Consider the following 12,437-nt stretch of genomic DNA (forward strand, 5'->3'; position numbering starts at 1 on the left):
CGTTTTCCTTGTCCTTCGCCGGCCTGGTGGTTCTAGCGAGGAGCATGAACCCGATCCCATCCCGAACTCGGCCGTTAAACTCCTCAGCGCCAATGGTACTATGGCTTAAGCCCTGGGAGAGTAGGTCGCTGCCAGGCCTGCCAAGGACAAGAAATTCCTCTTTACGTGTCACGTTGTTCGAAGCGCCGCCTCCAATCGGAGGCGGCGCTTTTTTGTGCGTGGTGAGGGCCGACCCGCGCGCTATTTGGCCATCATCGCGGCTCACCCTGAATGCCAAGTTCACGGCGCGTTCATTTCAAAATTCGTACGCAGTTTCGCCTGTACAATCCAACCGGCCCAAGGACACCCCTCAGGAGACTTTCATGCGCGCGTTCGTTCGTCCCGCTCTTGCTGCGTTGAGCTTAGCGTGTTTCGCTGCCGCCTTTGCCGCCGATGGCGCGCTGGCGCAGAGCAAGGAGGCGCCGCCGGCGCAACAGGCGGCGCAGGCGCCGCAGATCAAGCAGATTCCGCTGACCGAAAAACAGATCCAGGGCGTGCTCGCCTCGCAAAAGGACATGGATGCCGTCACCGCGAAGCTGCCCGAGAATGCCAAGCCGGACCAGAAGGTGATGGCGCAGCTCGACGCTGTCGCCAAGAAGAACGGCTTTGCGAGCTACGACGAATACAACACGGTGATGGACAATATCAGCCTGGTGCTTGGCGGCTTCGATCCCGCGACCAAGAAATATGTCGGCAGTGAAGCCATCATCAAGCAGCAGATCGCCCAGGTGGAGGGCGACAAGAAGATGTCCGCCGCCGACAAGAAGCAGGCGCTCGCCGATCTCAACACGGCGCTGAAGTCGCCCGAGCCGCCGATCGAGAACAAGGGCAATATCGATCTCGTCACCAAGTACTATGACAAGCTCGCCGAGCTGATGGGCGACGACCAGAATTGATTCTCAAGGCCGGCTTGGCGAGAGCCGGAACGACCAAGCAACGCAACGAGCCCCGAAGAACACTCCGGGGCTCGTTTTTCTTGGCAGCTCCGCAAGATCACGTCCTCGTCCGCATCCGCATCATGAAGCTGTCGAACGAGAGCTCCGCCACCTGCATCCAGGCGAGCGATTCGCCACGGTAGGCGGTGAGGCTCGCATACATCTTGTTGAAGTGCGGGTTGCTCTTGGACAGATCCGCATAGATCCCGTTCGCCGCGGCGTAGCACGCCTCGAGCACTTCCTGCGGGAAAGCCTTTAGAATTGCGCCGGCCACCAGGAGCCGCTTCAGTGCCGGCGGATTGACGTAATCGTATTTGCCCGTGACCCAGGTGAAGGTGTCGGCGGAGGCCGACTGCAGCGCCGCCCGGTAATGCTTGGGCAGCGCATTCCACTTGTCGAGATTGATTACGTTATGGCCCTGGCCGGTGCCTTCCCACCAGCCCGGATAGTAGTAATACTTCGCGACCTTCACGAAGCCGAGCTTCTCGTCGTCATAGGGGCCGACCCATTCCGCGGCGTCGATGGTGCCCTTTTCCAGCGCGGGATAGATGTCGCCGCCCGCGATCTGTTGCGGCACGCCGCCGACCTTCGCGATGATGTTGCCGGCAAATCCGCCGACGCGGAATTTCAAGCCTTTCAGATCCTCCATTGACCTGATCTCCTTCCGGAACCAGCCGCCCATCTGCGCGCCGGTCGAGCCGGTCGGAATGCCGATGCAATTATGCTCTTTCAAGAGATCGTTGAGCAGATCCTGTCCGCCGCCCCAGAGCAGCCAGGAAATGTGCTGGCGCGTGTTCAGCCCGAACGGCAGCGCGGTGCCGAAGGTGAACGCCGCGTTCTTGCCCCAGTAGTAGTAGAGCGCGGTATTGCCGATCTCGACCGTGCTGTTGGAGACGGCATCGAGCACCTGAAGGCCCGGCACGATTTCGCCCGCGGCAAACGGCTGGATCTGAAAGCGATTGTCGGTGATCTCCGCGACGCGCTTACAAAAATATTCGCAGCCGCCATAAAGCGTGTCGAGCGATTTCGGCCAGCTCGCGGCGTAACGCCAGCGCACCTCCGGCATCGATTGCGCGACTGCCGGAGCGGCCAAGCCGCTTGCGGCAAGCGTGGCGCCGCCGGCCTTCAGGAATTCACGACGTTTCATGCGTTTCCCTCCTGGTGAGCCGACGCATCGGCGAGGGACAACGATCTTGATTGTCGTTTTATGGTTCGCCGTCGACGGCTTTGGTTTGCATTTGTCCGAGGTCCGTGGGACCGCGGTCAGGATGGTCCTTCAATCTGCGCAAATCAAGCGCATCTCGCCTAACGCAATTGCGAGATGCTGAGTGGCGCCGCTTATCGCGTCCTGAGTTTTTGTCTCGGCGCGCGCTCTTCTTTCCAAGACCGCTGCCCAGTCCGCGCTGACGCGCCTTTTCGGTCCGGATCACGCTCTAAAGGCCGCTTCCATGGCTTTGCGCGTCTTGACGGTATCGCTCTCCGCATCGAACGCGACATCACTCCAACGCACCACCGCACCATGGCTGATATCGTTCTTCAACGTGACATTGTGTGCCAGTCCGATCGGCAGCGCGCCCGCCTCCAGGCTCGCTTTCGCCGGCAGCAATTTGCCCCACACGGTGTACCCGCCTTCGCCGTCCAGCATCTCGCCCTTGCGCAAGCTGCGCTTGGCGACTGCGGCGACATCGCCGCGAAAGCCGATCGGTTGGCCGGTGGCCTCCTTGCGCAGCGCGGCCGATAAGACCGAGATGTTCAATTCCAGCCCGATCAGATGATAGGGCTTGTACATCGCGGCATAACGGCCGCTCTCGTCGGTCTTGAGCCCATACTGCTTGAAGCAGTCCGCGGCATAGTCGTTCGGTGCTTCCAGCACGACATAGACGCCCCAGCGCAGATCGCGAAACACCGGACGGCCGTCGCGCTCGAGCGAGGACACCACCTCGACCATTCCCGCTTTCTCCAGTACGCCGCCTTGCGCGCGCGGCCGCAACACATGCGGCAGGTCGTCGACCCCGCAGGGCGGAAACAAGAGACCGTTGCTCGGCACGTCGAGCCCGGTGGCGTTCGCGATCGCCGCCATCTCGATTGCCGATTTGGTGCCGTCGAGAAAGGAGTTGAACATCTGCGGATTCATGCCGGCCGACTGCGCCTCGCTCCGGGTCAAGCCGTAATGCTGCCAGACATCATCAGGCGTCACGCCGTGATAGGTCGGCAGATATTTGGTGCCCTTGCCGGCACAGACCACCCGAAAGCCGGTGGCGCGCGCCCAATCCACCATTTCCGCCGTGAGCGCCGGCTGATCGCCATAGGCGAGCGAATAAACGACGCCGGCTTTGCGCGCTTCGTCCGCCAGCAGCGGACCGGCGAGCACGTCGGCTTCGACATTGACCATGACGATATGCTTTCCGTGCGCGATCGCCGCGCGGGCATGGCGAATGCCGGCGGCGGGATTGCCGGTTGCTTCGACCACCACTTCGATGTCGTCCGCCATGGCCTTTGCGCTGTCGGCCGTGAAGGTCGTGGCCGCAATGCGCGCGCCATCCCAGCCGACGGTGCGGCAGGCCTCACGCGCCCGCTGCGGGTCGAGATCAGCGATCACGGACACCTCCAGGCCCGGCACATGCGGCACCTGCGACAGAAACATCGAGCCGAATTTGCCGGCGCCGATCAGCGCCACACGCACCGGTTGGCCCTTGGCGCGGCGGGCATTGAGGAGAGGGAACAGGTTCATAGGAATTCCATTGTTGACGGTCATTCCGGGGCGACGCGTCAGCGTCGAACCTCGGATGTGCAATTGCGCATCGGGGAATCTCGAGATTCTCAGGTGCGCAATTGCGCACCATAGTTCGGTGCTTTCGCACCGCCCCGGAATGACGGGGGAACGTCTCTACTCCGCCGCCTGCCGCTGCGCGCGTGCCAGCCGCAGCAGCGCGTCGTCGTCGACCGTTGTGATCGGCGTGAAATCGCGGTGCGCGATATAGTCCGGCCGCGTCGGCGTGCGGATGTAATTGGAAACCGCGTTCAGCGTCAGATAGACGATCTTGCGCGGGTAGGGCGTGATGTTGCCGGCGGAGCCGTGCACCAGGTTACCGTGGAACATCAGCATGCCGCCAGGCTTGCCGGTCGGCGCCACGATGCCGCCCTGTTTCACCAGCCGCGTCACCGTTTCCTCGTCCAGCGTCCATAACGGATAGGACGTGGTCTGAAGATCGTGCGCAGCCTCGAGGTCGCCGGCATGCTGGCTCTTCGGCACCAGCATCAACGGGCCGTTGATCGGCATCACCTCGTCGAGAAAGATCGCGATGTTCATCGCGCGCGGCTCCGGCATGCCGTCGTCGCGCTTCCAGGTGCCGTAGTCCTGATGCCACTGCCAGACGTCGCCGGTGAAGGCGGATTTGGCGTTGATCTTGAACTGGTGCATGTAGACCTTCTCGCCGAAGATCTGCTCCACAGGTTCGATCATGCGCGGGTGCGCGGCCAACACGCCGAACGCTTCGTTATAGAGGTGCGCGGCAAAGGCGGTGCGCGGCGCGCCGCTCTTTTCGCGCCAGACTTCCGGGCGGTTGGCGTCGTAAATGCGCTCCGCCTCGTGCGCCAAAAACTCGGTCTCCTCGGGACTGAACAGTTCGGGCAGGAACAGCCAGCCCTCGCGGTTGAAGAATTGCAACTGCTCTGCCGATAGCTTCATGGGACTTCCTCCTTGTTTGTTGTTGTCATTGCTTTGATCGTTGTCATTCCGGGGCAGGGCCACCGGGCCCAGCCTGTGGCCGGTCCGACGATAACTCCGCCCGACCCCGAAACCCCGAGCTTCCGGGTCAGCGCTAACGCACGCCCCGGAATGACGGCTCCTCACGCCGCCTCAAGTGTCGCCTTCAGCCTCTCTTCCGTTTTCTGGCCTGCGTTAACAGCGTGTGCCAAGGCGGCTGCCTCGGCCGCCCTGGCATTGCCGGAAAGGATGTGCGCCGCGATCTCGGCGTGTTCAGTCCAGGCGCTGTCACGATAATCGAGCTCGGACAGCACGGTCGCCATCGAGCGGCGCATATGCGGCCATTGCGGCGCGATCATTTCCTCAATTACCGGATTGCCGGCGAGGCGATAGATCGCACGATGGAAGTCCACATCGAACGCAATCAAACGTGCCAGCGGCGTTTTCTCATCAGCGCTGCGTCCCGCACGCAGCGCCGATTCAAGCCGGTCGCGCCCGGTCGCGTCAGCCTTGCTGCGTCGTGCCGCGAGTTTTGCCGCGAGCGCATCGATGGCGCCGCGGACCTCGTAAAGCTGACGGATGCGCGGCGGATCGAGCTGGGTGACCTCGAAGCCGCGGCGGCCGCTTTCGGCGACGAGGCCCTGCCGGTGCAACAAATGTAATGCATGCGAAACCGGCTGGCGTGAGACGCCGAGCTTTTCCGCAAGCTCGTTCTGCCGCACCCGCTGCCCCGGCGGCAGCGTCCGGTCGATGATCGCTGCGAGAATCCGCTCATAGACCTGGTCGGCCAGATTGGGGAGCGGGTCGAGGGGGATCATGCGCGCGCCGCCTTTTGGAATACGGAATTCCGTATTCGGAAAGCTAATCCGGCCTCAAGCGGCCGTCAAGCCTGGAGCATGATCTGGAACCGGTCCCTCGCGACAGGTGCGAGGCGTTTGCGCGAAGATCATGCTCAAACAAAGGGATGAGATCATGATCCGATTCCCGTCCAATCGGATCATGATCTAGGGCGCGCCGGGAACGGGGCGCCCGTTGCGACCCCGCTTGCGCGCCGTTACTCAGCCAGAAAATCGAGAACGATTTTGCTGTAGGCCTGCGGTGCCTGCTCGAACATCGAGTGGGTTGCGCCTGCAATCATCTCCGTGCGCGATCCCGCCACATGCGCCGCCAGCGTATGCAGCACCTTTGCCAGCAAGCCCCTGGTAGCGCCACCGCCGATGAATAGCGTCGGCGTCCGTATCGATTCGGCATCGGATTTCGCGAATGGAAGGCGCGCGTCGCGCGCATCTCCGATCAGAGTGGTGGCGTTGTCGCGCAAGAGCTGCTTCGCGGCTGCGGGCAGCCGTTTCCAAGGCACGTGCAACGCGCTCAAGAAAATCTCCAGGCCGCCATCGATATCGCCTTCGGCGATTCGCTCGGCGGCTGCCGAGATCGGCTCCGCCATCGCCCACGGGCCAAGCGTATAGTCGGAATCGAGGCTGGCATCGATCTCGCCGCCCGGCTCGGCCAGAATCAGCTTGCGCAGCAAGTCCGGTCGTCGCTGCGCGACGCGAAAGCAGATATGTCCGCCCCGGGAATGTCCCATCAGGTCGACCGGGCCTGCATCAAGCTGCTCGATGAAGGCGATCATGTCGTCGATGTGCTGCGCGAGGGAATAAGTGTTGCCCGAACCATCCCAGTTCTCGGGAAAGAAATGCCGCAGGCTCAGCGCAATCACGCGACCTCGCGCCGTCAGCGGGCCCAGCACCGGCGACCAGACGCGGAAGTCGCAGAGCGAGCCGTGCACGCAGACCAGGGGCCGGCCACGCCCGATATCGAGATAGGCCATGTCATATCCGTTGACGCGAAGACTTTGCATGCGGCGCTCGTGAGGTGATCGTGTGTGACCTCCCTGGCGGGAGGTGGCAGGACGCGGGATGATAGTTGATGGCCTTAAGGTTTCATCGGAATCCGGGTGGATCGCAACATTCTCCAAGCCTAGATTTCGCACTCAAGGGTAGCATATGGGGTGAACAGAGATTGTTGGAGCCGACCATGCCAAGTCAGCATTTTGCTTTGTTCGACACCGCGATCGGCGTTTGCGGCATTGAATGGGGCCCGCGCGGCATCAATGGCGTGCAACTGCCGATGGGTGATGTCGAGAAGACCAAGACCCGCATTCGCCAGCGTCACGGCGAGATCACCGAAGCCGAGCCGACCGAAGAGGTCAAGCACGCGATCGACGAGATCGTCGAACTGCTCTCGGGCAAGCCGAATGATCTTGCCGACATCGCGCTCGATCTCGAGGACGTGCCTGCCTTCAATCGCAGCGTCTACGAGATTGCACGGCAAATTCCGCCGGGCAAGACCATGACCTATGGCGACATTGCCAAGCGGCTCGGTGGCGTGGAGCTGTCGCGCGACGTCGGCCAGGCGCTCGGCCGCAACCCGTGCCCGATCGTCGTGCCCTGCCATCGCGTGCTCGCGGCCGGCAACAAGCCCGGCGGTTTCTCCGCCAATGGCGGCGTTGCCACCAAATTGAAGATGCTGGCGATCGAAGGCGCGCTCGTCAATCACACGCCGAGCCTGTTTGACTGACGGCTCTTATCCCTCTCCCCGCAAAGCGGGGAGATGTAAGACGACTCAGCCCACCGCCTCGCACGTGAACGCATTGCCCCTGCGCCGGATCTTTCCGACCGAGGGGGAGGGGAAATGCGCGGGGCAGCAGAGCGTATCGGTGTCGCAATAGCGCTCCAGGAAATTGCGGCGTGTCAGCGCAGCCTGCGCCGGATCGACGTCGAATTTCGGTGACAGCGCTGGATAGCGTGTCTGCAGCGGCGAATGCATGAGATCGCCGCTGAACACCGCCTCATCCTTGCCCTTGCCGAATGCAAAGGCGACATGGCCCGGCGTATGCCCAGGCGTGGGGAGGATGTGTGCGTGATCGCCGATCGTAAAATCGTTGCTCACCATCTCGGCCCTGTTGGCCTCGACCACCGGCAGCACGCTATCGATGAAGGTCGGGACTGCCGCCTTGGCGTTCTGGGCGGTCCAGTGGTCGAATTCGGTCTTTGCAAACACATAACGAGCGTTCGCAAAAGTCGGTACCCATCGCCCGTTCTCCAGCCGCGTGTTCCAGCCGGCGTGATCGGGATGCAGATGCGTGCACATCACGAAATCGATCTCGTCGACCGAAACGCCCGCGGCGTTTAATGCCTTCATGTAGGTATCATCGGTCTTCATGTGCCAGTTCGGTCGTGTCGGTCGTTGCTTGTCGTTGCCGATGCAGGTGTCGATCAGGATGGTGTGATGCGGCGTTTTGACGACGTAGGACTGGAAGCACAGGATCAGCGCGTCCGCATCGTCCAGCGCCCTGGCTTGCCGCAGCCAGGCCCGGTTTTCCGCCAGCAATTCCGGTGTGAGATCCGGAAACATCTCCAGCGCGGGCAGGAAGGTCGTCTCCTGCTCGATGACGCGATGGATGCTGAGATCGCCGACGTTAAAGCTGAGACTCATAGCGTCCTTAACCTTCGATTTGGGCACGAGCGCAACGCGACGGCCGCCAATGCCGCCATGCTCTGCTCTATGCTGCCGGCGGCAGCGACACCTTTACCGAGGGCCGCTGCAGCATTCTCTCATGAAACGCATCGAGCTTGGGATAGGCCTTGCGCCAGCCGCAATCGGGGAAACGGAAATCGGCATAGCCGAGCACGCACACGAGTGCGATCTGCGCGATATCGAGCGGGCGTGCCTGCATCGCTTCCACCCGCGTCTCGAACCGCGCCATGCCCAGCCAGGCGCGATTCCAGTGATCGTCGGACCACGCCTTCCAGCGCAAGGCTTCCGGCCGCGTGATGTTTTCGTAGCGGCACAGCAGCATGGAATCGAGCATGCCCTGCAACAGCGAATGATCGGTCTTGATCTTCCATTTCAGCGGGCCCGCGGTCGGAACCAGCTTGTTGCCGCCGGCGAGCTCGTCGAGATATTCGACGATCACGTAAGAATCGACGACGGTATCGCCATTGTCGAGGATCAGCACCGGCAGCTTCTTTAAGGGATGGATCTTCGAATATTCCTCGTTGGGCTGACCGGGCGCGATGGTCACGGGCGTCAGTTCGATCTTGTCGATCAGGCCGAGCTCGATCGCGGCAATACGTACCTTGCGGGCGAAAGGCGAGGCGGGGGAAAAGGTGAGCTTCATGCAAATGTCCTCTTGGGAAAGGCGGCTGCTCGTCCTTGCAAGCCAGCCGCTTAGGACCGTCATTCCGGGTCTGGTGCTAACGCACAATCCCGGAATGACAGTGCCGATCGTGGCTCCCCACCATCAATCCGTCGCCGCGATGATCTGCTGGCGCTGTTCGCCCAGACCTTCGATACCGAGGGTGACGACGTCGCCGACATTGAGGAACTGCGGCGGCTTCATGCCGGTGCCGACGCCGGGCGGCGTGCCTGTCGTGATGATGTCGCCGGGCAGCAGCGTGAGGAATTGCGAGAGGTAGGAGACGCACTTCGCGATCGAGAAGATCATGGTCTTGGTCGAGCCGGTCTGCTTGCGCTGGCCGTTGACGTCGAGCCACATCGACAGGTTCTGCACGTTCTCGATCTCGTCCTTGGTGGCAACCCAGGGGCCGAGCGGGCCGAAGGTGTCGTGCGACTTGCCCCTCGTCCATTGCCCCGGACGGTCGATCTGGAAATTGCGTTCGGAGACGTCGTTGCAGACGCAATAGCCGGCGACGTGGTTCATCGCGTCCGCTTCGGAGACGTATTTGGCGCGGGTGCCGATGATCGCGGCGATCTCGACCTCCCAGTCGAGCTTGGTCGAGCCGCGCGGCTTTTCGACCGGATCGTTGGGCCCCGACAGCGAGGTATTGGCCTTCAAGAAAAAGATCGGCTCGGCCGGGATCGGGTTGCCGGTCTCCTTGGCATGATCGCTGTAGTTGAGGCCGATGGCCACGAATTTGGAAATGCCGGTCACCGGCGGGCCCAGGCGCGGATTTCCGCCCACCGTCGGGAGTGAGGCGGGGTCGATTGCCGCCAGTTTTTTCAGCGAGGCCGGCGTATAGGCCTCCCCATCGAGATCCCGGATATGTGCGGAAAGGTCGCGCAACTGCCCGGATTTGTCGATCAGACCCGGCTTTTCCGCACCCTTCGCGCCGTAACGAACAAGCTTCATTGAACTCACTCCCTAGGATGGACCGCTTGGTTAAATAGCTTCATGGAACAGGGCGGCGGGAAATTCAACCGTTCCCGGGCACTTGCATTGCAGCTCCTCACACCATGAAGGCTTTGAAGGCTTTGTAGGGTGGGCAACGGCGCATCGCGCCATGCCCACCATGCTCCCAGGAAACCCGTTGGTGGGCACGCTTCGCTTTGCCCACCCTACAATTCTCACTACCCCAGCGCGATGAACTTGAAGGCATCGCGCTCGCGTCGGATATGGCCGGCGTCGAAATGTCCGCCGATCACCAGCGTCGGCGTATCCGCAAACCGGGCGAACAGTTGCCGCCGCGTTGCGGCAGACTGGGCGGGGTTGGAGTCGGCCGTCGACGACCAGTCCAGATGCGCCATCTGGCAGGGGTGGTGGGCGACGTCGCCGGCCAAGAGCGCCTCTTCGCCATCGGATGTGATCAAGATGCTCAGATGGCCCGGGCTGTGGCCCGCGGTCTGGATCAGGCTGATCTCGTCGGTGATCTCGGCATCGCTTGCGAGCAGCGTGGCTTTGCCGGCCTCCACGATCGGCTGCACCGAGTCCTCAAAGACCGCGCGCTTGTCTGGCGTCTCGCTGTGGTTGCGCCAATGCTCATATTCGGTCCTGCCGAACAGATAGCGCGCATTGGCAAAGGTCGGCACCCACTTGCCCTCGACGAGTCGCGTATTCCAGCCGACGTGATCGACATGCAGATGCGTGCACAGCACGGTATCGATGCTGTCGGGCGGAAAGCCGGCGGCCGCCATGGCTTCCAGAAACGGCCCCTTGCGGTTATTCCAGGTCGGGATGTTGCGGCCTTCCTTGTCGTTGCCGAGCCCGGTATCGACCACGATGCGATGCTTGGGCGTCTCCACCACCAGCGAGTGGATGGACATTTTGAGCCGGCCGTCCTCGGTGGCGAAATGCGGGATCAACCAAGGCAGCTTCTGGATTTCATCCTTCGTCGCCTGCGGCAGGATGAAGCGCGTCGAGCCGACGGTCTCCAATTCCACGATCTTGCTGATCCTGACCTTGCCTACTTTCCACTGCATCGCCCGCTTCCCAAGCTTGTGATGTTGGGCCGAAAGATGCGGTTTTCCGCCGTCTGGCGCAATGGATCATGTTGGGCCATGCTGCGTTATCGGGTTCACGTTAGGAGGAAGGCGCAATGCCTGAGCTGACGATTTCGCCGGAAAAGGTCGCTTTTGTGATCGAGAAGGCGCGGGAATTCGATGTCAAGGAGGAGGCTTCGGATCCAGATTCGGGATCGAACGCCGCCGATGACGATATGGTCGACGTGCTCGGCGACGATGGCCGGGACCCGGTCGTGCGCGAACTCTCCAGCTTCATCCGGGCACTCAACGAGGACGAACAGATCGATCTGGTCGCGCTGATGTGGCTCGGTCGCGGCGACGGCACGATCGACGAATGGGAGGACTTGCGCGCCCGCGCGGTGGACGCGCGCGGCGAATACCGCAACCCGCGCAGCGAGACGGTGCGCTATCTGCTGGGCGAGCCGATGCTGGGCGATTTTCTCGCCGACGGTCTCGACGAGTTCGGCGTCGAATGGGACGACGAGCACACGACGCCGGATTCCTCCAGCCCGAGCGAGCGCGACGAGGACGAGAGTACGAAGCAGTAAACGGATTTCGCAGCGCTGTTTCCGCAGGTTCAGTCCACCTCTCCCGGAGAGAGAGGTGGAGCAAACGTCTACAGCGTCCCAGGATAGGCGCCGCCGTCGAGCAGGATGTTTTGCCCGGTGATGAAGCCGGCCTTGGCGCCGCACAGGAAGGCACAGAACAGACCGAATTCCTCGGGGTCGCCGAAGCGCCCGGCGGGATTGGCCTTGGCACGCTCGGCCAGAAGCTGGTCTGGCGTGATGCCGCGTTTGTCGGCTTCGGCCTTCGCGGTGCCGCGCAGGCGGTCGGTGGTGAACGGCCCCGGCAACAGCGCATTGATTGTGACGTTGTTGATCACGGTCTTGCGCGAGAGCCCTGCGACGAAGCCCGTCAGGCCTGTGCGCGCGCCGTTGGAGAGTCCCAAAATGTCGATCGGGGCTTTCACCGCGGCGGAGGTGATGTTGACGATGCGGCCAAATTTCCGCGCCATCATGCCATCCACCGTCGCCTTGATCAGCTCGATCGGGGTCAGCATGTTGGCATCCAGCGCCTTGATCCAGTCGTCGCGGGTCCAGTTGCGGAAATCGCCAGGCGGCGGGCCGCCGGCATTGTTGATCAGGATGTCCGGATCGGCACAGGCTTTGAGCACGGCTTCGCGCCCGGCGGGCGTGGTGATGTCGCCCACCACTTCGGTGACGGTGACGCCCGGATTGACCTTGCGAATCTCCTCCGCGGTCTTTGCCAGCGCCTCCGCGCCGCGCGCGGTCAGCGTGACATGTACGCCCTCATTGGCCAGCGCGATCGCGCAGGCGCGGCCCAATCCTTTCGAGGATGCGCAGACGATGGCGCGGCGGCCCTTGATTCCGAGATCCACTTTTTCGCTCCCGTTGGCTTAAGGTGAGTTGGAAGCCGCCAATGTAGCCAAGCCCGGCGGCCGTGGTAAGCCATCCGGCGCTTTGCAAGCGCAGCAA

13 protein-coding genes and 1 rRNA gene are annotated in these 12,437 nt (G+C 62.4%); 4 read left to right on the forward strand and 10 right to left on the reverse strand.

Translation table 11 applies throughout. The features are described from left to right. The first annotated feature begins 22 nt into the window (after positions 1-22). Together rrf and P6U23_RS04265 are read left to right on the forward strand one after the other, a co-directional pair. Positions 23-137, forward strand: a 5S ribosomal RNA gene (gene rrf, locus P6U23_RS04260). Between the two features lie 225 nt (positions 138-362). After that, positions 363-935, forward strand: a complete 573-nt coding sequence (locus P6U23_RS04265) for a hypothetical protein (RefSeq protein WP_407178345.1) — start codon at positions 363-365, stop codon at positions 933-935. A 97-nt stretch (positions 936-1,032) separates the two neighbouring features. Here the strand turns inward: P6U23_RS04265 and P6U23_RS04270 are convergent, their stop codons facing one another. From P6U23_RS04270 to P6U23_RS04290, 5 genes are all read right to left on the reverse strand, one after another. Continuing rightward, positions 1,033-2,121 carry a TRAP transporter substrate-binding protein gene (locus tag P6U23_RS04270; protein WP_407178346.1) on the reverse strand — a complete coding sequence of 363 codons (1,089 nt, stop codon included), beginning with the start codon at positions 2,119-2,121 and terminating at the stop codon, positions 1,033-1,035. 279 nt (positions 2,122-2,400) lie between these two features. Beyond that, complete coding sequence (locus tag P6U23_RS04275) at positions 2,401-3,705, reverse strand: NAD(P)H-dependent oxidoreductase (RefSeq protein ID WP_407178347.1); 1,305 nt, start codon at positions 3,703-3,705, stop codon at positions 2,401-2,403. A gap of 156 nt (positions 3,706-3,861) precedes the next feature. Continuing rightward, a complete protein-coding gene (locus P6U23_RS04280; RefSeq protein ID WP_407178348.1) occupies positions 3,862-4,662 on the reverse strand; it encodes a phytanoyl-CoA dioxygenase family protein in 801 nt (266 codons plus the stop codon). A gap of 161 nt (positions 4,663-4,823) precedes the next feature. After that, positions 4,824-5,498 carry a GntR family transcriptional regulator gene (locus tag P6U23_RS04285; RefSeq protein ID WP_407178349.1) on the reverse strand — a complete coding sequence of 225 codons (675 nt, stop codon included), beginning with the start codon at positions 5,496-5,498 and terminating at the stop codon, positions 4,824-4,826. Positions 5,499-5,734: 236 nt separating this feature from the next. After that, positions 5,735-6,538 carry an alpha/beta fold hydrolase gene (locus P6U23_RS04290; RefSeq protein ID WP_407178350.1) on the reverse strand — a complete coding sequence of 268 codons (804 nt, stop codon included), beginning with the start codon at positions 6,536-6,538 and terminating at the stop codon, positions 5,735-5,737. 176 nt (positions 6,539-6,714) lie between these two features. Here P6U23_RS04290 and P6U23_RS04295 point away from each other — a divergent pair, with 176 nt between their 5' ends. Continuing rightward, entirely contained in the window at positions 6,715-7,257 is a 543-nt protein-coding gene (locus P6U23_RS04295) for a methylated-DNA--[protein]-cysteine S-methyltransferase (protein WP_407178351.1), read from the forward strand. A gap of 45 nt (positions 7,258-7,302) precedes the next feature. Here P6U23_RS04295 and P6U23_RS04300 read toward each other — a convergent pair whose 3' ends face one another. The 4 genes from P6U23_RS04300 to P6U23_RS04315 all read right to left on the reverse strand — a co-directional run bounded on the left by P6U23_RS04300 (position 7,303) and on the right by P6U23_RS04315 (position 10,899). Beyond that, positions 7,303-8,175 carry an MBL fold metallo-hydrolase gene (locus P6U23_RS04300; RefSeq protein ID WP_407178352.1) on the reverse strand — a complete coding sequence of 291 codons (873 nt, stop codon included), beginning with the start codon at positions 8,173-8,175 and terminating at the stop codon, positions 7,303-7,305. 67 nt (positions 8,176-8,242) lie between these two features. Continuing rightward, positions 8,243-8,860, reverse strand: a complete 618-nt coding sequence (locus tag P6U23_RS04305; RefSeq protein ID WP_407178353.1) for a glutathione S-transferase family protein — start codon at positions 8,858-8,860, stop codon at positions 8,243-8,245. Between the two features lie 123 nt (positions 8,861-8,983). Further along, positions 8,984-9,832: a fumarylacetoacetate hydrolase family protein gene (locus P6U23_RS04310; protein ID WP_407178354.1), complete on the reverse strand. Its 849-nt coding sequence runs from the start codon at positions 9,830-9,832 to the stop codon at positions 8,984-8,986. A 218-nt stretch (positions 9,833-10,050) separates the two neighbouring features. Further along, a complete protein-coding gene (locus P6U23_RS04315; protein WP_407178355.1) occupies positions 10,051-10,899 on the reverse strand; it encodes an MBL fold metallo-hydrolase in 849 nt (282 codons plus the stop codon). A 116-nt stretch (positions 10,900-11,015) separates the two neighbouring features. Here P6U23_RS04315 and P6U23_RS04320 point away from each other — a divergent pair, with 116 nt between their 5' ends. Then, complete coding sequence (locus P6U23_RS04320; protein WP_407178356.1) at positions 11,016-11,489, forward strand: DUF3775 domain-containing protein; 474 nt, start codon at positions 11,016-11,018, stop codon at positions 11,487-11,489. Positions 11,490-11,557: 68 nt separating this feature from the next. On the opposite strand, the gene P6U23_RS04325 is transcribed toward P6U23_RS04320, so the two are convergent. Continuing rightward, positions 11,558-12,340 (reverse strand): SDR family oxidoreductase, encoded by a 783-nt coding sequence (locus P6U23_RS04325; protein ID WP_407178357.1) that lies wholly within the window; start codon positions 12,338-12,340, stop codon positions 11,558-11,560. Between the last annotated feature and the right edge of the window lie 97 nt (positions 12,341-12,437).

The organism is Bradyrhizobium sp. STM 3562, from assembly GCF_045571435.1.
Lineage (GTDB): Bacteria > Pseudomonadota > Alphaproteobacteria > Rhizobiales > Xanthobacteraceae > Bradyrhizobium.

Coding starts and splice junctions, on each gene's coding strand:
- P6U23_RS04310 (WP_407178354.1), bottom strand. CDS start 9,832: ATGAAGCTTGTTCGTTACGGCGCGAAGGGTGCGGAAAAGCCGGGTCTG.
- P6U23_RS04285 (WP_407178349.1), bottom strand. CDS start 5,498: ATGATCCCCCTCGACCCGCTCCCCAATCTGGCCGACCAGGTCTATGAG.
- P6U23_RS04300 (WP_407178352.1), bottom strand. CDS start 8,175: ATGAGTCTCAGCTTTAACGTCGGCGATCTCAGCATCCATCGCGTCATC.
- P6U23_RS04320 (WP_407178356.1), top strand. CDS start 11,016: ATGCCTGAGCTGACGATTTCGCCGGAAAAGGTCGCTTTTGTGATCGAG.
- P6U23_RS04305 (WP_407178353.1), bottom strand. CDS start 8,860: ATGAAGCTCACCTTTTCCCCCGCCTCGCCTTTCGCCCGCAAGGTACGT.
- P6U23_RS04265 (WP_407178345.1), top strand. CDS start 363: ATGCGCGCGTTCGTTCGTCCCGCTCTTGCTGCGTTGAGCTTAGCGTGT.
- P6U23_RS04315 (WP_407178355.1), bottom strand. CDS start 10,899: ATGCAGTGGAAAGTAGGCAAGGTCAGGATCAGCAAGATCGTGGAATTG.
- P6U23_RS04290 (WP_407178350.1), bottom strand. CDS start 6,538: ATGCAAAGTCTTCGCGTCAACGGATATGACATGGCCTATCTCGATATC.
- P6U23_RS04270 (WP_407178346.1), bottom strand. CDS start 2,121: ATGAAACGTCGTGAATTCCTGAAGGCCGGCGGCGCCACGCTTGCCGCA.
- P6U23_RS04275 (WP_407178347.1), bottom strand. CDS start 3,705: ATGAACCTGTTCCCTCTCCTCAATGCCCGCCGCGCCAAGGGCCAACCG.
- P6U23_RS04295 (WP_407178351.1), top strand. CDS start 6,715: ATGCCAAGTCAGCATTTTGCTTTGTTCGACACCGCGATCGGCGTTTGC.
- P6U23_RS04280 (WP_407178348.1), bottom strand. CDS start 4,662: ATGAAGCTATCGGCAGAGCAGTTGCAATTCTTCAACCGCGAGGGCTGG.